Origin of the sequence: Streptomyces caniscabiei (assembly GCF_014930365.1) — a bacterium.
Classification (GTDB): Bacteria; Actinomycetota; Actinomycetes; order Streptomycetales; family Streptomycetaceae; genus Streptomyces; species Streptomyces caniscabiei.
The window spans coordinates 248,198-267,305 of record NZ_JABXWI010000012.1; the positions used below are offsets into that span (position 1 = coordinate 248,198).

Consider the following 19,108-nt stretch of genomic DNA (forward strand, 5'->3'; position numbering starts at 1 on the left):
CGGTCACGGCGGCGCGAATGCCGTCATCGCGGCGCGAAAGCGTCGTGCGCGCTCGCGCGCGTCGGGGGCGCGCGTCGGGGGATCGGGGGATCGCGATGAGTCAGCCCACACCGCCGCCGGGGCCTCCGGTGCCGGGCCCGGACGGCGATCACGGCCGCCGGAGCGTCCGTATCGCCATGATCAGCCTGGTCGTCAGCAGCGTGCTCACGGTGATCGGCTTCGTGGTGACGGCGACGACGTCGGACAGGGGCGGCGGCGATACGAACGGCGGCACGACCTCCGGCAGCACCACGACGACGGGCGGTACGGACGGCGGGACGAGCGGGACGAGCGGGACGGACGGCGGTTCGGCGGGCGGCGACACGGAAGGCACCGACTCCGGCGGCACGGCGGGCGCGACCGCCGGCGGCACGGACACGAGCGGGACGGACTCCGGCGGCACGGACACCGGCGCCGACAGCGGCGGCGACGACAGCAGCGGGGGCGACGACGACAGCAGCGGCGGGAGCGGCGGCGACGACGGCCTCACCACCGCCGAGCGCGATCTGCGCGACTCGCTCAACGACAGCCAGTGGACGCGCGAGAGCTGTGTGAGCGAGATCGCGCCGGGCTCCGACGCCGCCGTGACCTGCACGGTGACCACGGAGAGCGTCACCATGGGCGAGGTCACGACGAAGGCGAGCGTCGCCGTGTACCCGTCCCGGAGCAAACAGCAGGAGGTCTACCTGGCCTACGGCGGCACCCTCCAGGAGGGCGACTGCTCACAGATGTGGAACGTGCGCGGCTCCTGGTACGAGTCGGAATCCGGTGATCCCACCGGCGACATGTCCTGCTACACGCCGAACGGCACCCAGTACGTGATCGTCTGCACCTACTACGACCGGAACGCCGTCTTCCAGGTGATGGGAGGCGACCCGAGGACCCTGATCACCTGGTGGCAGGGGCTGGAGCCGGTCTTCGTCGACTGACGCGCACTCCTCAGGGCGAAGCCGGCGTCCCCCGCCGCTTCGGCCGGCGCAGCCCCGCTGCCGTCAGCCTGCGCAGCAGCTCCTTCGAGCCCACCTCCACGGCGCCCGCCCGCACGACCTCCGCGTACCGGTGTGACGGGATGTCGTAGTGGTCGCGCTCGAAGGCGCGCTCGGGGATGCCCGCCTCCCGGGCGAAGGCGTGCAGCTCGTCGAAGGACACGTCGCTCACGAGGTGGGACCACATCCGCCCGTGCCCCGGCCAGGTGGGCGGGTCGATGTAGAGGGTCACGAGGACGCCGCCCCGCCCAGCGCGCCCAGCGCCGCGACCCGTACCCCCGCCTTGTGGCACACCCACTGCGGATCGGGCCCGAGCTCCGGCTCCACGTCGAGCGCGTGCGGGTCGCCGTCGTCGCAGACCGGGCACAGGGGCCAGCGGCCGTACCGTTCGAGCAGGGCGTCCTGGACGTCCTGGGCGACGAGCCCGGCGACGTACTCCGCGCCGTCCGGCCACTGCTCGACCCACCAGCGGCGCTGTGCGACGGACTCCTCGACCATCGAGACGATGTCCGCCTCGGCGACCTGCCCGGACACCAGATCGGCGAGGACGAGGGCGCGGGCGGCGTGCAGCGTCTGTTCGAGGGTGCTCACGGGGTCACTGCCGGTACTCATGCGTCCATTGTGCGGCCCTTGACCATCCACCCCGGCAGAAAATATCTTTCAAGATGTGAGCGATGACGTGAAGGAAATTTTCTCACCGGCGTCCACCACGGCCGCGCCGCCCGCCCCCGCCGCCCTCGCGGCGAAGGTGCGGACGCTGGCGCCCTCCATGACCCGCTCCATGCAGCGCGTCGCGGAGGCCGTGGCGAACGACCCGGCCGCGTGCGCGGCGCTCACGGTCACCGGCCTCGCCGAACTCACCGGCACCAGCGAGGCGACGGTGGTCCGCACCGCCCGCATCCTCGGCTACCCCGGCTACCGCGACCTGCGCCTCGCCCTCGCCGGTCTCGCCGCCCACCAGCAGTCGGGCCGCGCGCCCTCGGTCACGGCCGACATCGCGGTGGACGACCCGCTGCCCGACGTGGTGGCCAAGCTCGCGTACGACGAGCAGCAGACCCTCGCGGACACGGCGGCCGGACTCGACATGGGCCAGCTCGACGCGGCGGTCGGAGCTCTCGCCGGGGCCCGGCGCATCGATGTGTACGGGGTGGGGGCGTCCGGGCTGGTCGCCCAGGACCTCACACAGAAACTGCTCCGCATAGGGCTGATAGCCCAGGCGCACAGCGATCCGCACCTCGCCGTCACCAACGCGGTGCAGCTCCGCGCGAAGGACGTGGCCGTGGCGATCACCCACTCCGGCTCCACGGGTGACGTGATCGAACCGCTGCGGGTCGCCTTCGACCACGGGGCCACGACGGTCGCGATCACCGGCCGCCCGGACGGTCCGGTCTCCCAGTACGCCGACCACGTCCTGACGACGTCCACGGCACGGGAGAGCGAGCTGCGGCCGGCGGCGATGTCGTCCCGGACGAGTCAACTGCTGGTCGTGGACTGCCTGTTCGTCGGCGTGGCGCAACGGACGTACGAGTCGGCCGCGCCGGCGCTGTCGGCGTCGTACGAGGCGCTGGCCCACCGGCACCGGATCGGGGGCCCCTCGCGGTAGCGGGGCCGACGCCCACGGGCTCCGCACCCCTCACCAAGGCGTGCACCCGGACCACGAAGGCGTCCACCCCGAAGGCACAGTCGCTCCACCGCACGGAATGAGTCGCCATGCCCCCCACCTCCCGGGAGACCTCCGCCCTTCCCGGCCCCACCGGCCTTCCCGCCCCCTCCTCCCTCCCCAACCACCTCGCCGTCCGTGCCGAGTTGGAGTCGTTGACGACCGAGGCGTTCCGGCCGGAGCTCGCCGACATCGATCAGCTTCCGACGCTCGACATCGCGAAGCTGATGAACACCGAGGACGCGGCGGTGCCGACGGCCGTGGCCGCGCAGCTGCCGCTGATCGCGGCGGCGATCGACGCGATCGCGGAGCGGATGGGCCGCGGCGGCCGGCTGATCTACGCGGGCGCGGGGACGGCGGGCCGCCTGGGCGTGCTGGACGCGTCCGAGTGCCCGCCCACGTTCAACACGGCCCCGACGCAGGTCGTGGGCCTGATCGCGGGCGGCCGGGACGCCATGGTCACCTCCATCGAGGGCGCGGAGGACTCGGCGGACCTGGCCCGCACCGACCTCGACGCCCTCGCCCTGACGCCCGACGACACGGTGGTCGGCGTCTCGGCCTCGGGCCGCACCCCGTACGCGGTGGGCGCCGTGGAGCACGCCCGCGCGGCCGGCGCGCTCACCGTCGGCCTGTCCTGCAACGCGGCCAGCGCCCTCGCCGCGGCGGCCGACCACGGCATCGAGATCGTCGTCGGGCCCGAGCTGGTCACCGGCTCCACCCGCCTCAAGGCGGGCACGGCCCAGAAGCTCGTCCTCAACATGTTCTCGACGATCACCATGATCCGCCTGGGCAAGACCTACGGAAACCTGATGGTCGACGTCCGGGCCACCAACGACAAGCTCCGCGCCCGCTCCCACCGCATCGTCGCCCTCGCCACCGGCGCGCCGGACGACGAGATCGAAAAAGCCCTCACCGCGTCGAACGGCCAGGTCAAGAACGCCATCCTCACCATCCTGAGCGGCGTCGACGCGCCCACGGCCACCCGCCTCCTGACAGAGAACGAGGGCCACCTCAGGGCAGCCCTGGCGGTGGCGATGTCACGCTGAGACACCGCTGAGACGCTCTCGGCGCAGCCCTACAGCGGCCCCTGGTGCACGTTGAGCTGCCGCAGTTCGACCGCGAGGCGAGCAGCTGTCACGAAGTCCCTGTCGTCGTGCAGGACGACCAGACCGTGGTGAGCGGCGGTGGCACAGATCTGGAGATCGACCGCGGACAGCGCCTGGTGCTCCCCTCGTTCGGCGGCCCTCAGCTGGAGACCGCCGATCCAGTGGTGCGCGTTCTTCGGGACGGAGATGTCGTCGTAGAGCTCCGCGAACATCGCGCTGTAGGCCTCGTACTCCTTGAGGCCGCGCGCCGACCGGAGGAACTCCGCCCGCTGCGGGTAGCACGACCGGATGTCGCCGTCCATGACGATCGGGCGCCAGGCCTCGTGCAGCTGCCGATCCCGGAGCAGGCGCCACAGGGCGGACGAGTCCAGCAGGTAACCGCTCACGTGCGGTGGGCCTCCTTGTCCGCGCGGTGCGCGGCCTCCGCGCCCTCGATGTCCCACTCCTGGGCGAGCTCGAAGTACTTGTCATGGGCGGTGGCACGCAGCAGCCGCAGGTTGTACTCCTCCAGCGCCTTCGCGACCGCGGCCGTCTTCGTCCGGTGCCCACCCAGACGCTTCGCGGTCTCCAGCGCCTCGTCGTCGATGTCGATGTGCGTCAGAGACATGCCACCCTCCATCCATGTACATGTTTCCCATCCACCCGCTCATCGAGTGTACATAGACCTCAGCGGCCGGGACGGCCGAGCCGCCAGGGGGATCGGGGGGTTGTCGGTGCCGCATGGCACCCTGCATAGGTCAGAAGTCAGCAGACCGTCCGCGCGCACACCACCCGGGGTGAGACCACCACCATGAACCACGCCCAGCTCACCGCCCTCGGCCGTGCCCTGCGGGTCCTCGGGGAGCACGGTGAGGCACTGACCGCCGAGACCCCCGACGCCCGCCTCCACGAGGTCAAGGCCGACCTCAAGCGAGCCCTGGAGCTGCTGGACGAGACGGTTACGAGGGCCGCCCCCACCACCCGCTGCGCCGAGCACCCCAGCGGCCCGGTGGACGAGGAGGCCCCCGACCGCTGCCTGCTCTGCGAGACCCGCCGTCGCGCCGCCCGCCGCACCCAGCTGAACGACAGCTACGGCCAGCCCCGCCCCACCGGCCCCACCACCCCGGCCCCCTCCCGCTACGGCGTACGGGACGACCGCCCCGAGCCCCAGCAGCGCTGGCTCCCGGAAGCGTGGAACGGCCAGGTCTGGCAGCTCTGCGGCACCCCCCGCCGCGACCGCCGCGAGGCCGAGCTGTACCTCGCCGCCCAGCGCCGCGGCCCCCGCCCCGCCCTCGCCTACCGCCTGGTCCAGGAGTTCACCGACTACGACGTGACCCGCATCTGGGGCGAGCCGGTCCGCGTGGACATCGAACCGCTGGGGAACATGTGAGCGACCTCGGTCACCCGGGAGCCACGCTCAGCACGGCAGCCGCCCCTCCGCGTTGACCCGCCGCACCCGGGCCCGCAGCACCTCCCCCGGCGTGGCCTCGCGCAGCGACCCCGGCGGACAGTCCCACTCCCGCCCGCCCCCGACCGGCCGCAACTGCACATAACCGCCCTCGCGCCCCATCACCTCACCGAGCCGCCCGTCCCGTACGTCCACGGCGTACGACCGCGAGCCCTGCGGGGCGGTCACGTCTCGGCCGCCTTGCGCAGCACGCCGGCGAGCTTGGCGGCGACCTGGAGGTTGCAGCGCCCCAACTCCACCAGCGGATAGGGCAGTTCACTGGCACCGGTGACCGGATCGACGCGCAGGGACGGCAGGATGATCCCGACCCCGCGCAACGCCTGGTCGAGCTGCTCCACGGCGTCCTCCGTCGAGAACGCGGAGTTGCGCCGCCGCCGCCGTCCGCTGACCGCTCTGTTCTTCACGTCGCCCGTTCCTCCACGCTGGGTTCCCGATTCGACACACAGCGTGTCCGATCGCCATCTAGCCTGACCAGATACGACCCCCCAACAGGGGAACTGCTGGACAGGGAGCTGGGGCCATGCCCGGACCGAAGGATCTGGACCCGTCGTCGTCACCCCGAGCAATGCTGGGAGCGGAACTGCGCCACGCGCGGGAACGGGCGGGGCTCAGCCAGGAGGAGCTGGGCCTGCGGTTGTTCGTGAGCGGCTCGTTCGTGGGGCAGTTGGAGGCGGCGGTACGGCGTATGCAGCCCGAGATCGCCCGCCTGATCGATGTCGCGCTCGACACGGACGACTTCTTCTCGCGCAACTGCCTGGCCATGGCCAAGTCCCGCTATCCCGAGCACTTCGCAGCAGCTGCGGAGGCGGAGGCGGAGGCCACTGCGATCAGGGAGTACGCCCCGACCCTGATTCCCGGCCTGATCCAAACGCCCGCATACGCACGGGCCGTGAACCGCGGCTTCGCCCCTACGGCACCGGAGGAGACCATCGACGAGTGGGTGGACGGCCGGATTGCCCGCGCCCGCCTACTCGATGATCCAACAAAACCGATGCTGTGGGTGGTTCTTGACGAAGCTGGACTGCGCCGCGAGACCGGCGGCCGGGCCGTGATGGCGGAAGCCCTCACCCACGTCGCCGACCTGGCCCGCAGGAACCGAGTCATCGTGCAGGTGCTGCCGTTCAGCGCGGGCGCCCACACGGCTATGGGCGGTTCGCTGAAGCTGATGGACTTCGACGACGCCCCGTCCCTGGTCTACTTCGAGGGTCCCCGCGTCGGACGCCTGGAGGACGACCCCGCCCTCGTCGCCCAGCTCAAGCTCACCTTCGAACTCCTCGCGGCCTCCGCGCTCCCGCCTGAGAAGTCCCTGGCCATGGTCGAAGCATTGGCGCAGGATTATGCCCATGAGGAACATCTCTGACCCCGAGCTGGGCGCCGCCATATGGCACAAGTCGAGCTACAGCGAAGGCGGCGGCGGCAACTGCCTCGAAGTCCACCTCGCCCACCCCTCCCCCTCCCCCCTCATCCCCGTGCGGGACTCCAAGACCCCCCTCGGCCCGAAGCTCGTGTTCCGGGCGGCGAGTTGGTCCCTCTTCATCGAGAATCTGAAGCGCGACTGACCCGCCAAGAGGTCAGGATCTGACCTACATGGCTCCTACTGTGAAGCCATGAACACCACGACGAACACCCCCGCCCCCACCCTGCCCACCGGCGAGCGCGCCGACCTGCTGGAAAGCCTCGCCAAGCAGCGCCACTTCCTCCGCTTCACCACCCGCGACCTCACCGACGAGCAGGCCGGACAGCGCACCACGGCCAGCGAACTCTGTCTCGGCGGCCTGATCAAACACGTCACGTCGGTGGAACGGATCTGGGCAGGGTTCATCGTCGAAGGCACCTCGGCGATGCCCGACTTCACCGCCATGACCGAGGCCGACTGGGCCAAGCGCGCCGACGAGTTCCGCATGCTGCCCGGCGACACGCTGACCGACGTGCTCGCGGAGTACGCCGAGGTGGCCGACCGGACCGACGAACTCGTGGCCACGCTGCCCGACCTGAACGTGTCGCACCCGCTGCCGAAGGCCCCGTGGTTCGAGGGGGAGGCGAGCTGGTCGGCCCGCAGGGTGCTGCTACACATCGCCGCCGAGACCGCGCAGCACGCCGGTCACGCGGACATCATCCGGGAGTCCCTGGACGGCGCGAAGAGCATGGGCTGACGCCCGGCGGGACCCGGCCCCGAAGCTCAAGCCACCAGCCCCGAGCGCTCTTTTTCGGAACGGGAATGGGCCTCAACCCACCCTCCCACCCGGCAAGTTGACGGCACGCGATCGAGTTGCCACGCACCGTGACGGTGCTGATACGGTGCCCGCAGACGAAACAGCCCCCGCCAGGTGCTACCAACACCCTGCGGGGGCTTGACCTGCGAGATCGAGAGCTGAGAGTTCGATCCCCATGGCTGCTGCCAACTCTAGTGCTGCCCCTCTGCCCGCGCACGCGGACCCGCACCCTCCGCGCCCCCATCCCATGGCCTCCCCGGGCTACGGCAAGCGCGCCACCCCCGGCCAACACCGCCGCTCGGCCCACGACTTCGCCGCCCTCCCGCCCCGCGAAGCAGCGATCGCCGCGTACATCGACCGCCTCCCCGACGGCGCCGACATCAGCGTGAAGACGCTGGCCAAGGAGTTGCCGTACGGCCAATGCGCCCTGCGCACGGCCCTCAACAGGATCCAGGAGGCGGGTCACTTGCGCCGGGGCCGCGAACACCTGACGACCAAGTCGGGTACGGCGCAGTGGATCACCCGAACGTGGTTCTCCCGTACCGCGCGCGACGACACCTGGTGGGCGAGGTTCACGCGGGGTGACGTACCGGAAGAGGAACCGGACCGAGCCCGCCCCACCCGCTCCTCCACCCGCTCCCGCGCCCACATCCTCCTCGCCGCCCTCGGCCGTACGGCGCCGGCCCTGTCCCTCTCCCAGGCCGACTGCGCGGCCCTGGCCCCGCTCCTCACCCCGTGGTTCGAGCGCGGCGCCACCGACGAGTCCGTACGCCGGGCCCTCACCAGCGGCCTCCCCACCCCCGTCCACAGCCCGGCCGCCCTCATCCGCACCCGCCTACGCGACAAACTCCCCCCAGAGCCGGTACCGACCCCCGAACCGGCACCCGCACCCCCTCCCCTCCGCATGCTGGAATGCGCCCACTGCCGCGCCCCAGGCCGCCCGGAAGCCTTGACGGGCGGCGTCTGCGGCGCGTGCCGAGGCGAACGCGCCCCCGCCCACCCCAAGGCGCCCCTGTCCGCCGCCGCGGTCCACACCCACGCGGCCCAGATCCGTGCGGCGATGTCACAGCAGCCACGAGAAGGGACACCCGTATGACCGTCCCTACGGTCCGACGACACCACGCCGGGGCACGATGGGAGGAAGGAGGAAACACCATGACCCCTGACACCGCTGAGCACCCGCAGATGTCCGTCGAGGACTTCGAGGAACTCGTCCGCAGGGCCCCCAGGGAGCTGCGGAACCGGCTGGAGTTCCTCGGCGGGAGGCTGTGCGTCCGGCACGGCCCGCTCGACGTCGACGAGTTCGAGGAGCTGGCCGCCGTGGCTCCCGAAACCGTGCGGCTTGAGTACATCAACGGAGAAGTAGAGGTCAAGGCCATGCCGGACGGCAACCACCGCTCCATCTTCATGTGGCTGCTGCGCCAGTGCATGCAACACCGTCCCGACCTGGATCTGGTGCCCGAATCCGGAGTGAAGGCGGAGGCATATCGCAAGGGTCGTGCACGCACCGACGGGACCCTCGTGCCGGTGGATCACTTCCGGGGAGACGGCGAGTGGTCCAGCCCCGACGGCGCCCTCATGGCCGTCGAAATCACCTCCCACGACCGCGACACCGACCGACGCGACCGCGTCGACAAGCCCCTCGGCTACGCGGCGGCCGGCATCCCGATCTACCTCCTCATCGATCGCGACCACAACACCGTCACCGTGTTCAGCGAGCCGAAGGACGGCCGGTACCGGCAGACCGAGACCCACGCGTGGGGCGTGACCGTCGAGATCCCGGCGCCCGTGAGCATCACGCTCGACACCGAGAAGCTCAAGGACTACGCCGACTGACCGCCGCACCCCGACCCCGCACGCTCATCACAGCAGCGGCAGCGCCGTGAACTCGTGTCCCTCCCACAGCCGTCGCGAGACCTCCTCCGGGTACGGCCTCACCTCCGGCTCCACATCCAGCACCTGCGTCAGCCGACCGCCGCTCCCGCCGTCCCCGCCGTCCCCGCCCCGACCGGCACCCGGGACCTCGTACGCCGGCCAGCCCGGCTCCCCCGTCCGCGCGAACGCCGTCCATGACGTCTGGAAACGGTCGGTCAGCGCCCTGGCCTCCGGCGGGACCCCGCTGCCCGCGAACAGCAACTGGCCGAGGTCCGCCTCGTACGTGCCGAAGAGCAACGGGATGTCCAGGCCGTGGCACGCGCCGAGCACGCCCCCGTAGCCGGGGGCCGGCCAGGTCAGCTCGTAGACGTGCGCCCGGCCGCCACCGGCGATCTGCGCCTCGGCCAGCCGGAGGGTGGGCATGCTGAACAGCCAGTCCGTCTGCACCCGGACGTAGAGCTCGCTCGGCGTGGCGTGCGGGTAGGCCGCGCGATAGGCGCGCGCGCCGTCCGGGCCCGGCGCGAACGTGCGCAGCGCCCAGTCCGCCCGGTCCTCGCCGATCTGGTCGAGCTGACCGGCGAGGACGAGGAACAGCTGATACTCGTCCCGGTTGTGCCCGACCATCAGCTCCACGTCCCGGGCCGCGCCCGCCGCCAGCGCCTCCCAGGGCGTGCACGGCAGTATCTCGCCGTCGACGACCGGCGAGAAGGGCGTGACGGTGGGCGCCGCCTGGCCCCACCGGTCCTCGTACTTCGTCATCCGTGCCCCCAACGCCTCACCGGCCGAGGTGAGTTGACGCGGGTCGACGGTGGACAGGGCGGCGGCCGTCGGCGGCAGGCCCGCCTCCTCGGCTATCTCGGCCGCGATGTCCCGGGCGAGTTCGTCGGAGAAGAAGGGGCCGGGCACGCTCTGCGCGACGGCCCGCCGGAACAGACCCCGGGCACGCGGCATGGCCAGCAGGGAGGCGACGGACCCCGCGCCCGCCGACTCCCCGAAGACCGTGACCTGCCCGGGGTCCCCGCCGAACGCCGTGATGTTGTCCCGCACCCACTCCAGCGCGGCGACCTGGTCCAGCAGACCCCGGTTCGCGGGCGCCCCGGCGATGCTCGTGAAGCCCTCGATGCCGACGCGGTAGTTGAAGGTGACGACGACCAGGTCGCCGGCGCGCGCGAGGTGCCGCGCGTCGTAACCGGGGCTGCCGGAGTGGCCGAGCTTGTAGGCACCCCCGTAGATCCACACCATCACCGGTCGACGTGCGGCCGGATCCGCCTCCGGTGTCCACACGTTGACGGTCAGCCAGTCGTCGCCCGCCGCGCCCGTGGGCACGTCCAGCGTCCCCGTACGGCCCTGGAAGCCCGACTCCTGCGGGGGCGGCGGACCGAAGGCGTACGCCTCCCGGGTCCCCTCCCAGGCCGACGCGGGCCGGGGCGCGCCGAACCGGGCCTCCCCCACCGGCGGTTCGGCGAACGGGATACCCCGGAAGACGGTGAGCCCGCCCTCCTCCCGCCCGCGCACGGCTCCGGCCACGGTGTGTACGACAAGTCCATCGGCTGACGTCATGCGTCGACTCCTCACGGGTGCGGAAGCGGTTGCCCCGGCTCACTCGGACCACAAGCTTGCCTAGATCAACCAACTGACGTCCGCACCCGTGAGTTCCCCGGCGGACTCCTACTCGAAGGGCACGTTCACGCAGGCGAGTCGTGCTCCGGCCGTGCCCGCGTGGCCCGCGTGGGTGGAGGTGGCCGCCGTGTGCAGGACCACCGAACGGGCTCCGCCGTCCCGGAAGCGCCAGTCGACGGCGGCGATCGAGCGCGCCGAGCCGTCCTCGTTCGTCCGCACGTCCAGCCACACCTCGTTCTCGGGGTTGGCGTACGCGGGGTCGACGGACGGCTGCTTCGGGTCCAGCTCGTCCTGGTAGTGCGGCCCGGCGTCGGCGGGCAGTTCGCCGCACGGCTTGGTGTGGACGTGCGCGCCGTAGGCACGGTTCGCGGCGAGGTCCCGCAGCCGCAGCTCGATCCGCGTACCGCCGTCGCGCCGCAGCTCCTCCTTGACCTGCACCCGGCCCGCGACCGGCACCAGCGCGGTGTCGTAGGTGACGGCGGGCGCCACGTCGGCGGTAGCCGCCGGGGCGAACACCGTCTTCACGACGACCTTCGCCACCGGCGCCTTCTTCTCGACCGTCGTCTTCTCGGCCGTCGTCTTCTCGACCGTCTCGCTGGCGCCCGCGTTCGCGGCGACGCCGAGGCCGCCGGCGATCGCCGCGACGGCGGCACCGGCCGCGATGAACCGCTTGTGCTTGAGGGTGAGCTTGTGTCGTGCCATGGGATCTCGTCCGATTCGTGGGGGAAGGGGACCATCATGGGATGATCAGCACATCGGCGCCCCAACTACCGGTGTTATCAACGGAGTTGGGGCGCCGACGGCGCTGTGCCACGACACTACAACGACACTTATGGCGGAATTGGCTCACTACCGCCGGGTACTGGGGAGACTTGGCGAAAGATCCCCGGCGTGGCCCCCGGCGTGCCGGTGACTCCCGTGGCGGCGACTCCCGTGGCGGCGACTCAGCTGAGCGAACCCAGCGCCGACGGCTCGAACGCCTTCAGCTCCCCGAAGCGGCCGTCGAGCACCTTCGCCGCCCACTGGGGGTCCTGGAGCAGCGCACGGCCCACGGCGACGAGGTCGAACTCCTCGGCCTCCAGCCCGTCCAGCAGATCGTCGATCGCCTTCGTCGACGCGTTCTCGCCGGCGAACGCGGCGAGGAACTCCCCGTCCAGGCCGACCGAGCCGACCGTGATGGTGGGCTTGCCGGTGAGCTTCTTCGTCCAGCCCGCGAGGTTCAGCTCGGAGCCCTCGAACTCCGCCTGCCAGTAACGGCGCGTGGACGCGTGGAAGGCGTCGACACCGGCCGCGACCAGCGGGCTCAGCACCGCCTCCAGCTCCTCGGGCGTCTCGGCGAGGCGCGCGTCGTACGCTTCCTGCTTCCACTGCGAGTACCGGAAGATGACGGGGAAGTCGGCCGACACCGAGTCCCGTACGGCCGCCACGATCTCCGCCGCGAACTTCGTACGGGCGACGAGGTCACCGCCGTAGGCGTCCGTACGACGGTTCGTGCCCTCCCAGAGGAACTGGTCGACGAGATAGCCGTGGGCACCGTGGATCTCGACGCCGTCCATGCCGATGCGCTCGGCCTCGGCGGCGGACTTGGCGAAGGCCGCGATGACCTCGTCGATGTCGGCCTGGGTCATGGCCCGGCCGCCCTCGGCCGGGGTGCCGTCGAGCCGCAGCCCGGACGGGCCGAACACGGGCGCCTCCGGGAAGAGCTTGCCCTGCTGCCGGACGGTCCCGATGTGCCACAGCTGCGGCACGATGGTGCCGCCCCCGGCGTGCACGGCCTCCGCGACCTTCGCCCACCCCGCGAGCTGCTCCTCCCCGGCGAACCGGGGCACCCGGTCGGAGTCCCCCGCCGTCTCGTGCCCGACGTACGTCCCCTCGGTCACGATCAGCCCGACGCCCGCGGCGGCCCGGCGCCCGTAGTACGAGGCCACGTCCGCCCCGGGCACCCCACCGGGCGAGAACGTCCGCGTCATCGGCGCCATCACGATCCGGTTCGGCACGGTCAGCCCATTGATCGTCACGGGCCGGGACAGGATCTCGGCGGCACGGGAGGAGGCGGTGGAGGCGGTGGTCACGTGGGGGCTCCTTGACGGGGAGACGAGAGCGGATGCATTCCATGCGCACGCATATAGCGGCGCCTCCCGCACAACCACCTCTCCCGCCCCGGAATTCCGCCCCCGCACCCCCGTCCGCTGTGACCCCGGACACGCCCGAGGGCGGCACCCCCCGCGTCCAGGGGGTGCCGCCCTCGGTACTGAAGGACGGTGATCGACCGGGCCCGAACGGGCCGGGCCCGGGGTCGATCAGAAGTCCATGTCACCGCCCGGCATGCCGCCGCCGGCCGGCGCGGAGGCCTTCTCCGGCTTGTCGGCGATGACGGCCTCGGTGGTGAGGAAGAGCGCGGCGATGGAGGCGGCGTTCTGCAGGGCAGAGCGGGTCACCTTCGCCGGGTCGATGATGCCTTCGGCGATCATGTCGACGTACTCACCGGTCGCGGCGTTCAGACCGTGGCCGACGGGCAGGTTGCGCACCTTCTCGACGATGACACCACCCTCGAGGCCGCCGTTGACGGCGATCTGCTTGAGCGGGGCCTCCAGGGCGAGCTTCACGGCGTTGGCGCCGGTCGCCTCGTCACCCTCCAGGTCCAGCTTCTCGAAGACCGTGGAAGCCTGGAGCAGGGCCACGCCACCACCGGCGACGATGCCCTCCTCGACGGCCGCCTTCGCGTTGCGAACGGCGTCCTCGATGCGGTGCTTGCGCTCCTTGAGCTCGACCTCGGTCGCGGCGCCGGCCTTGATGACGGCCACGCCGCCCGCGAGCTTCGCCAGGCGCTCCTGGAGCTTCTCGCGGTCGTAGTCCGAGTCGCTGTTCTCGATCTCGGCGCGGATCTGGTTGACCCGGCCCTGGACCTGGTCGGTGTCACCGGCGCCGTCGACGATCGTCGTCTCGTCCTTGGTGATGACGACCTTGCGGGCGCGGCCCAGGAGGTCCAGGGTCGCGTTCTCCAGCTTGAGGCCGACCTCCTCGGAGATGACCTCGCCGCCCGTGAGGATGGCGATGTCGCCGAGCATGGCCTTGCGGCGGTCACCGAAGCCCGGGGCCTTGACGGCGACGGACTTGAAGGTGCCACGGATCTTGTTGACGACCAGGGTCGACAGGGCCTCGCCCTCGACGTCCTCGGCGATGATCAGCAGCGGCTTGCCGCCCTGCATGACCTTCTCCAGGAGCGGGAGCAGGTCCTTGACGTTGGTGACCTTGGAGTTGGCGATGAGGATGTAGGGGTCCTCCAGGACCGCCTCCATGCGCTCCATGTCGGTCGCGAAGTACGCCGAGATGTAGCCCTTGTCGAAGCGCATGCCCTCGGTGAGCTCAAGCTCCAGACCGAAGGTCTGCGACTCCTCGACGGTGATGACGCCTTCCTTGCCGACCTTGTCCATGGCCTCGGCGATGAGCTCGCCGATCTGGGTGTCGGCGGCGGAGATGGAGGCCGTGGAGGCGATCTGCTCCTTGGTCTCGACCTCCTTGGCCTGGTCGAGCAGCGCACCGGAGACGGCCTCGACGGCCTTCTCGATGCCGCGCTTGAGGGCCATCGGGTTGGCGCCGGCGGCTACGTTGCGCAGGCCTTCCCTGACCAGGGCCTGGGCGAGAACGGTCGCGGTGGTCGTACCGTCACCGGCGACGTCGTCCGTCTTCTTGGCGACTTCCTTGACCAGCTCGGCGCCGATCTTCTCGTACGGGTCCTCGAGCTCGATCTCCTTGGCGATGGAGACACCATCGTTGGTGATCGTGGGGGCGCCCCACTTCTTCTCGAGGACGACGTTCCGGCCCTTGGGGCCGAGCGTCACCTTGACGGCGTCCGCGAGCTGGTTCATGCCGCGCTCGAGGCCGCGCCGCGCCTCCTCGTCGAACGCGATGATCTTGGCCATGTGAAGTGGTCCCTCCAGGACTGGGGGTGATTCCTTCGGACCGCGCCCGCGCCCGCGACGGACGGCTCGCCTGCCTCGTGGTTCCTTGCCCCACCTGGCCTGCGGGCCTCACCGACCCGGTCCTTCGTTGTCACTCTCACCTTCAGAGTGCTAACGCCAATGATTAGCACTCGGCATGGTCGAGTGCAAGCGGCTCTCGATGATCCGCAGGTGAACGCACCCCCGCGCGCCCCGTCGGCGGCGCCCCCGGGCCGGGCACGGCCGGGCACACGAGAGGGCTCGCACCCCGGTGCGGGGTGCGAGCCCTCCTATGAAGAACGAAGAACGTCGCTGCGTTGAACCCGGCGCGTTACTTCAGCCGGCCGCCAGTCGGACCATGTCCGCCTGCGGCCCCTTCTGACCCTGCGAGATCTCGAACTCGACCCGCTGGCCCTCTTCCAGGGTGCGGTAACCGTCCATCTGGATCGCGCTGTAGTGGACGAAAACATCCGCACCACCGTCGACCGCGATGAAGCCGTACCCCTTCTCCGCGTTGAACCACTTGACGGTGCCCTGAGCCATGCCTAACTCCCCTATTACTGGCCCTTGCACAGATCCACACTTCGCGGATCCGGGTCAGACCTCACCCCCCAACGGTTGGGGGTGTGCGCCGGAACGCGTCGACCGCGGCCGAATGTATCTGTCCAACTGCCCTCTGCAACAGGTCAATCGGACGAGAATTCTGGACACGACCGGTCGGGAATGTACGAACAATTCACCCGAATTCAGGGCAAGTCGGGCCCCACAAAAGGAACGAATTGCGCAAATGGCCTGCACACTTTGGCTACTTCATATAGGGCGTGCGGCTCGATCACATATGCGCCCGGCAAGGAATCACTACGGTGATCGGACCGGGTTCCCCAACTCTACAGTGCTCAACCATAGAGAATTGCCCCCTCCGCTTCTCTCACGGTGGGGGCAATTCGATGAACTCTCGGTAATCAAAGTTACCGACGGTTACTACCAGCGGGTACGGAGCGTCGGTCAGCCACCGGCGACGGCGGGAATGATCGACACACCCGCGCCGTCCGGCGTGGCCGTCTCCAGCCCCTGCTCGAACCGGACATCGTCGTCATTCACGTACACATTCACGAACCGCCGCAGCTTGCCCTGGTCGTCCAGAACCCGGGCGGCGATCCCGTTGTGGTTCTTCTCCAGATCGGCGATGACCTCGCCGAGAGTCGCCCCCTCGGCCTGGACCTCGGCCTGCCCACCGGTGTAGGTGCGAAGGATGGTGGGGATGCGGACGTTGACGCTCATGACTTGTGACCTCCGGATGCGTGCAGCAGAGCTAGGGGCGCGGGGCTGTACTCGACATGCGGCTGCCGCCGCGTGGGCGCGAGAAGCCCCACAGACCCGCAGACGAACGACTACCAGGCCTTACACAAGCCCGGCCTCTCGGAATGAATCAAGGCTGGGCCGAATGGTCGCGGTCAGCCCGGTACCGGCCACCGCGTCCAACGTCTTCAGACCATCGCCCGTGTTGAGCACGACCGTGGTCAGCGTCGGGTCGAGGAGGCCGTCCTCGATCAGCTTCTTCGTCACGCCCACGGTCACCCCACCGGCGGTCTCCGCGAAGATCCCCTCGGTCCGCGCCAGCAGCTTGATCGCGTCGACGACCTGCTCGTCCGTCACGTCCTCCACGGCACCGCCGGTCCGCCGCGCGATGTCCAGCACGTACGGCCCGTCCGCCGGGTTGCCGATCGCGAGCGACTTGGCGATGGTGTTCGGCTTCTGCGGGCGCACCACGTCGTGTCCGGCCTTGAAGGCCACCGACACCGGCGAGCACCCCTCGGCCTGCGCGCCGAAGATCTTGTACGGCTTGTCCTCGACGAGCCCGAGCTTGATCAGCTCCTGGAGCCCCTTGTCGATCTTCGTGAGCTGCGACCCGGAGGCGATCGGCACGACCAGCTGGTCGGGGAGCCGCCAGCCGAGCTGCTCGCAGATCTCGTACGCGAGCGTCTTGGAGCCCTCGGCGTAGTACGGCCGCAGGTTGACGTTGACGAAGCCCCAGCCCTCGCCGGCCGGGTCGCCGATCAGCTCGGAGCAGAAGCGGTTCACGTCGTCGTAGTTGCCCTCGATGCCGACGAGCTCGCCGCCGTAGACCGCGGCCATGACGACCTTGCCCTGCTCCAGGTCGTGCGGGATGAACACACAGGACCGGAAGCCGGCGCGGGCGGCGGCGGCGCCGACGGCACCGGCCAGGTTGCCCGTGGAGGAGCAGGAGAGGGTGGTGAAGCCGAAGGCGCGGGCCGCTTCCAGGGCCTGGGCGACGACACGGTCCTTGAAGGAGTGCGTCGGGTTGCCGGAGTCGTCCTTGATGAACAGCTTGCCGGCGTCGACACCGAGCGCGGCGGCCAGGTTGTCGGCCTTGACGAGCTGGGTCCAGCCGGGGTTGATGTTCGGCTTGTCGGCGACGTCAGCCGGAACAGGCAGCAGGGGCGCGTAACGCCAGATGTTCGCGGGCCCGGACTCGATCGTCTTCCGCAGCTCCTCCGTCTCGTAGGCGGAGTAGTCGTACGCGATCTCCAGGGGCCCGAAACACTCCTCGCAGGCGAAGACCGGCCCGAGGGGTACGCGGTGACCGCATTCCCGACAGCTCAGGGCCGAGGCGGGCCCGAGGTCTACTGTGGAGGTGGAGTCGGTGGTGCTTGCAACAGTCTGCGCAGCCATGGAGGCGAGGCCCTTTCTCCTCATCTTCCTCACGACGCACTTCGCCGTGAGACGGATTTGGCACCTTCCCTAGCCGGGAGCCTCGCGACGCGATCGACAGTGATCACTACGAGACCGGCTGGAGGGTTGCCGGGGCTTCATCGGGCCGTATCCCTCTGCCCCTCTGGATGAGCGGTATTTGGTTGTATACGCCGACGAGCAGCGACATGCGATGGTCACCAGCGTTGTCCAAGACTGTAACCGAAGGCCAGGACAGTTGAGAGAGCCGTCCGAACCGCGAGATGAACGCAGAGGAGCCGCGCACTGTGCTGAAGGAAGTCGAGCGCTGGCTGAACACCCGCTCCTGGTCCATGGCCGACCGGCCGCTCCACCGGATCATGGCCGCGAAACGGGCCACGGGACAGACGGTCAGCGTCGTCCTGCCCGCCCTGAACGAGGAGGAGACGGTCGGCGACATCGTCGCGATCATCCGCCACGACCTGATGCGGCAGGTGCCGCTCGTGGACGAGATCGTGGTCGTCGACTCCGGCTCCACCGACCGGACGTCCCAGGTCGCGGCGGCGGCCGGGGCGACGGTCGTGCACCGCGACGCCATCCTGCCCCGCATCCCGGCCGTGCCCGGCAAGGGTGAGGTGCTGTGGCGGTCGCTGATGGTGACGTCCGGCGACATCGTCTGCTTCATCGACGCGGACCTCAGGGAGTTCTCGTCGGACTTCGTCTCCGGGATCGTCGGCCCGCTGCTCACCGACCCCGGTGTCGACCTCGTCAAGGCGATGTACGACCGCCCCCTGGGCTCGGCCGCCGGGCAGGGGGGCCGTGTGACGGAACTCATGGCCCGGCCGCTGCTCAACATGCACTGGCCGCAGCTGGCCGGCTTCGTCCAGCCGCTCGGCGGCGAGTACGCGGCCCGGCGCTCGCTCCTGGAGCGGCTGCCGTTCCCCGTGGGGTACGGCGTCGAGCTGGGCATGCTGGTCGACGCGCTGCACCTGGTCGGCCTCGACGCGCTCGCGCAGGTCGACGTGGGGGTCCGCAAACACCGCCACCAGGACGGGGCGGCGCTGGGCCGTATGTCCGCGGCGATCTACCGCACGGCTCAGCTGCGGCTGGCGCGGGGGCATCTGATCCGGCCGGTGCTGACGCAGTTCGAGCGGGGTCGGGAGGGTTTCGAGCCGCGCACGTATTCGGTGGACCTGGAGGAACGGCCGCCGATGGCGCAGATCGGGGAGTACGTGGAGCGACGGGCCGCGTGAGGGGGCGGGGGGGGCCTGTTTCGTCGCCGGGTGCGGGTGAGTGGGGGCTGGTCGCGCAGTTCCCCGCGCCCCTGAAAAGCAGGGGCTGCGCCCCGTGCTTTTCACCCCGCAGCCCCGTCGCCCTTCAGGCCCGCAGGGCCGTGGTCTTTCAGGCCCGCAGGGGCCTGATGCTTTTAGGGGCGCGGGGAACTGCGCGAGAAGCCCCACCGGGCCCGCGGTAGCCCCACAACACTCACCCCCCACCCCATCAGGCGCTCCTGTATACGGCCGCACCCCA

General features: G+C 70.5%; 23 protein-coding genes and 1 riboswitch. Of the genes, 10 read left to right on the forward strand and 13 right to left on the reverse strand.

Features of this window, described 5'->3' with window-relative positions; all coding sequences use genetic code 11:
* Positions 1-95 precede the first annotated feature (95 nt).
* Positions 96-968 (forward strand): hypothetical protein, encoded by an 873-nt coding sequence (locus HW837_RS31405; RefSeq protein ID WP_159040870.1) that lies wholly within the window; start codon positions 96-98, stop codon positions 966-968.
* A gap of 10 nt (positions 969-978) precedes the next feature.
* Here HW837_RS31405 and HW837_RS31410 read toward each other — a convergent pair whose 3' ends face one another.
* A complete protein-coding gene (locus HW837_RS31410) occupies positions 979-1,257 on the reverse strand; it encodes a DUF4031 domain-containing protein (RefSeq protein ID WP_192332299.1) in 279 nt (92 codons plus the stop codon).
* Positions 1,254-1,637 (reverse strand): hypothetical protein, encoded by a 384-nt coding sequence (locus tag HW837_RS31415; RefSeq protein WP_045556019.1) that lies wholly within the window; start codon positions 1,635-1,637, stop codon positions 1,254-1,256. The genes HW837_RS31410 and HW837_RS31415 overlap by 4 nt, the downstream gene beginning before the upstream one ends.
* A 55-nt stretch (positions 1,638-1,692) precedes the next feature.
* Between HW837_RS31415 and HW837_RS31420 the strand changes: the two genes are divergently transcribed.
* Both HW837_RS31420 and murQ read left to right on the forward strand, forming a co-directional pair.
* Positions 1,693-2,628 carry a MurR/RpiR family transcriptional regulator gene (locus HW837_RS31420; protein ID WP_045556018.1) on the forward strand — a complete coding sequence of 312 codons (936 nt, stop codon included), beginning with the start codon at positions 1,693-1,695 and terminating at the stop codon, positions 2,626-2,628.
* Positions 2,629-2,735: 107 nt separating this feature from the next.
* Positions 2,736-3,731, forward strand: a complete 996-nt coding sequence (murQ, locus tag HW837_RS31425; protein ID WP_045556017.1) for an N-acetylmuramic acid 6-phosphate etherase — start codon at positions 2,736-2,738, stop codon at positions 3,729-3,731.
* A 29-nt stretch (positions 3,732-3,760) separates the two neighbouring features.
* Here murQ and HW837_RS31430 read toward each other — a convergent pair whose 3' ends face one another.
* Complete coding sequence (locus HW837_RS31430; RefSeq protein ID WP_045556016.1) at positions 3,761-4,177, reverse strand: PIN domain-containing protein; 417 nt, start codon at positions 4,175-4,177, stop codon at positions 3,761-3,763.
* Positions 4,174-4,398 carry a type II toxin-antitoxin system VapB family antitoxin gene (locus HW837_RS31435; protein ID WP_045556015.1) on the reverse strand — a complete coding sequence of 75 codons (225 nt, stop codon included), beginning with the start codon at positions 4,396-4,398 and terminating at the stop codon, positions 4,174-4,176. Before HW837_RS31435 ends, HW837_RS31430 begins: the two co-directional genes overlap by 4 nt.
* A 183-nt stretch (positions 4,399-4,581) precedes the next feature.
* Here HW837_RS31435 and HW837_RS31440 point away from each other — a divergent pair, with 183 nt between their 5' ends.
* The gene (locus HW837_RS31440) at positions 4,582-5,160 is read left to right on the forward strand and encodes a hypothetical protein (protein WP_045556014.1); all 579 of its coding nucleotides are present in this window, start codon (positions 4,582-4,584) and stop codon (positions 5,158-5,160) included.
* Positions 5,161-5,187: 27 nt separating this feature from the next.
* Here HW837_RS31440 and HW837_RS31445 read toward each other — a convergent pair whose 3' ends face one another.
* Both HW837_RS31445 and HW837_RS31450 read right to left on the reverse strand, forming a co-directional pair.
* The gene (locus HW837_RS31445) at positions 5,188-5,406 is read right to left on the reverse strand and encodes a hypothetical protein (protein ID WP_045556013.1); all 219 of its coding nucleotides are present in this window, start codon (positions 5,404-5,406) and stop codon (positions 5,188-5,190) included.
* The gene (locus HW837_RS31450; RefSeq protein WP_177261860.1) at positions 5,403-5,642 is read right to left on the reverse strand and encodes a hypothetical protein; all 240 of its coding nucleotides are present in this window, start codon (positions 5,640-5,642) and stop codon (positions 5,403-5,405) included. Before HW837_RS31450 ends, HW837_RS31445 begins: the two co-directional genes overlap by 4 nt.
* A gap of 116 nt (positions 5,643-5,758) precedes the next feature.
* Here HW837_RS31450 and HW837_RS31455 point away from each other — a divergent pair, with 116 nt between their 5' ends.
* From HW837_RS31455 to HW837_RS31475, 5 genes are all read left to right on the forward strand, one after another.
* Complete coding sequence (locus tag HW837_RS31455; RefSeq protein WP_045556012.1) at positions 5,759-6,598, forward strand: helix-turn-helix domain-containing protein; 840 nt, start codon at positions 5,759-5,761, stop codon at positions 6,596-6,598.
* Entirely contained in the window at positions 6,582-6,797 is a 216-nt protein-coding gene (locus tag HW837_RS31460; RefSeq protein ID WP_193381500.1) for a DUF397 domain-containing protein, read from the forward strand. Before HW837_RS31455 ends, HW837_RS31460 begins: the two co-directional genes overlap by 17 nt.
* Before the next feature lie 48 nt (positions 6,798-6,845).
* Complete coding sequence (locus HW837_RS31465; RefSeq protein ID WP_193381499.1) at positions 6,846-7,391, forward strand: DinB family protein; 546 nt, start codon at positions 6,846-6,848, stop codon at positions 7,389-7,391.
* 307 nt (positions 7,392-7,698) lie between these two features.
* Entirely contained in the window at positions 7,699-8,547 is an 849-nt protein-coding gene (locus HW837_RS31470) for a hypothetical protein (RefSeq protein WP_045556009.1), read from the forward strand.
* Positions 8,548-8,606: 59 nt separating this feature from the next.
* Positions 8,607-9,287, forward strand: coding sequence for a Uma2 family endonuclease (locus tag HW837_RS31475; RefSeq protein ID WP_234442435.1), 681 nt, complete (start codon positions 8,607-8,609; stop codon positions 9,285-9,287).
* Positions 9,288-9,314: 27 nt separating this feature from the next.
* Here HW837_RS31475 and HW837_RS31480 read toward each other — a convergent pair whose 3' ends face one another.
* From HW837_RS31480 to thrC, 7 genes are all read right to left on the reverse strand, one after another.
* Positions 9,315-10,886, reverse strand: coding sequence for a carboxylesterase/lipase family protein (locus tag HW837_RS31480; RefSeq protein WP_193381498.1), 1,572 nt, complete (start codon positions 10,884-10,886; stop codon positions 9,315-9,317).
* A gap of 108 nt (positions 10,887-10,994) precedes the next feature.
* Positions 10,995-11,648, reverse strand: a complete 654-nt coding sequence (locus HW837_RS31485; RefSeq protein WP_052682826.1) for a superoxide dismutase family protein — start codon at positions 11,646-11,648, stop codon at positions 10,995-10,997.
* A gap of 242 nt (positions 11,649-11,890) precedes the next feature.
* Positions 11,891-13,018, reverse strand: a complete 1,128-nt coding sequence (locus tag HW837_RS31490; RefSeq protein WP_045556007.1) for an NADH:flavin oxidoreductase — start codon at positions 13,016-13,018, stop codon at positions 11,891-11,893.
* A gap of 228 nt (positions 13,019-13,246) precedes the next feature.
* Positions 13,247-14,869 carry a chaperonin GroEL gene (gene groL, locus HW837_RS31495; RefSeq protein ID WP_045556006.1) on the reverse strand — a complete coding sequence of 541 codons (1,623 nt, stop codon included), beginning with the start codon at positions 14,867-14,869 and terminating at the stop codon, positions 13,247-13,249.
* Positions 14,870-15,223: 354 nt separating this feature from the next.
* A complete protein-coding gene (locus HW837_RS31500; protein ID WP_005486335.1) occupies positions 15,224-15,430 on the reverse strand; it encodes a cold-shock protein in 207 nt (68 codons plus the stop codon).
* Positions 15,431-15,892: 462 nt separating this feature from the next.
* Positions 15,893-16,168 (reverse strand): ubiquitin-like small modifier protein 1, encoded by a 276-nt coding sequence (locus HW837_RS31505; protein ID WP_045556005.1) that lies wholly within the window; start codon positions 16,166-16,168, stop codon positions 15,893-15,895.
* 120 nt (positions 16,169-16,288) lie between these two features.
* The gene (thrC, locus tag HW837_RS31510) at positions 16,289-17,581 is read right to left on the reverse strand and encodes a threonine synthase (protein WP_045556004.1); all 1,293 of its coding nucleotides are present in this window, start codon (positions 17,579-17,581) and stop codon (positions 16,289-16,291) included.
* Between the two features lie 17 nt (positions 17,582-17,598).
* Positions 17,599-17,755: riboswitch (SAM riboswitch) on the reverse strand.
* 131 nt (positions 17,756-17,886) lie between these two features.
* Between thrC and HW837_RS31515 the strand changes: the two genes are divergently transcribed.
* A complete protein-coding gene (locus HW837_RS31515) occupies positions 17,887-18,831 on the forward strand; it encodes a glucosyl-3-phosphoglycerate synthase (protein ID WP_045556003.1) in 945 nt (314 codons plus the stop codon).
* Positions 18,832-19,108 lie beyond the last annotated feature (277 nt).

Bases quoted from the DNA above. Each gene is read 5' to 3' on its own strand.
- HW837_RS31405 (WP_159040870.1), top strand. From the start codon at position 96: ATGAGTCAGCCCACACCGCCGCCGGGGCCTCCGGTGCCGGGCCCGGAC.
- HW837_RS31415 (WP_045556019.1), bottom strand. From the start codon at position 1,637: ATGAGTACCGGCAGTGACCCCGTGAGCACCCTCGAACAGACGCTGCAC.
- murQ (WP_045556017.1), top strand. From the start codon at position 2,736: ATGCCCCCCACCTCCCGGGAGACCTCCGCCCTTCCCGGCCCCACCGGC.
- HW837_RS31435 (WP_045556015.1), bottom strand. From the start codon at position 4,398: ATGTCTCTGACGCACATCGACATCGACGACGAGGCGCTGGAGACCGCG.
- HW837_RS31440 (WP_045556014.1), top strand. From the start codon at position 4,582: ATGAACCACGCCCAGCTCACCGCCCTCGGCCGTGCCCTGCGGGTCCTC.
- HW837_RS31455 (WP_045556012.1), top strand. From the start codon at position 5,759: ATGCCCGGACCGAAGGATCTGGACCCGTCGTCGTCACCCCGAGCAATG.
- HW837_RS31460 (WP_193381500.1), top strand. From the start codon at position 6,582: ATGAGGAACATCTCTGACCCCGAGCTGGGCGCCGCCATATGGCACAAG.
- HW837_RS31465 (WP_193381499.1), top strand. From the start codon at position 6,846: ATGAACACCACGACGAACACCCCCGCCCCCACCCTGCCCACCGGCGAG.
- HW837_RS31470 (WP_045556009.1), top strand. From the start codon at position 7,699: ATGGCCTCCCCGGGCTACGGCAAGCGCGCCACCCCCGGCCAACACCGC.
- HW837_RS31475 (WP_234442435.1), top strand. From the start codon at position 8,607: ATGACCCCTGACACCGCTGAGCACCCGCAGATGTCCGTCGAGGACTTC.
- HW837_RS31480 (WP_193381498.1), bottom strand. From the start codon at position 10,886: ATGACGTCAGCCGATGGACTTGTCGTACACACCGTGGCCGGAGCCGTG.
- HW837_RS31485 (WP_052682826.1), bottom strand. From the start codon at position 11,648: ATGGCACGACACAAGCTCACCCTCAAGCACAAGCGGTTCATCGCGGCC.
- groL (WP_045556006.1), bottom strand. From the start codon at position 14,869: ATGGCCAAGATCATCGCGTTCGACGAGGAGGCGCGGCGCGGCCTCGAG.
- HW837_RS31500 (WP_005486335.1), bottom strand. From the start codon at position 15,430: ATGGCTCAGGGCACCGTCAAGTGGTTCAACGCGGAGAAGGGGTACGGC.
- HW837_RS31505 (WP_045556005.1), bottom strand. From the start codon at position 16,168: ATGAGCGTCAACGTCCGCATCCCCACCATCCTTCGCACCTACACCGGT.
- thrC (WP_045556004.1), bottom strand. From the start codon at position 17,581: ATGGCTGCGCAGACTGTTGCAAGCACCACCGACTCCACCTCCACAGTA.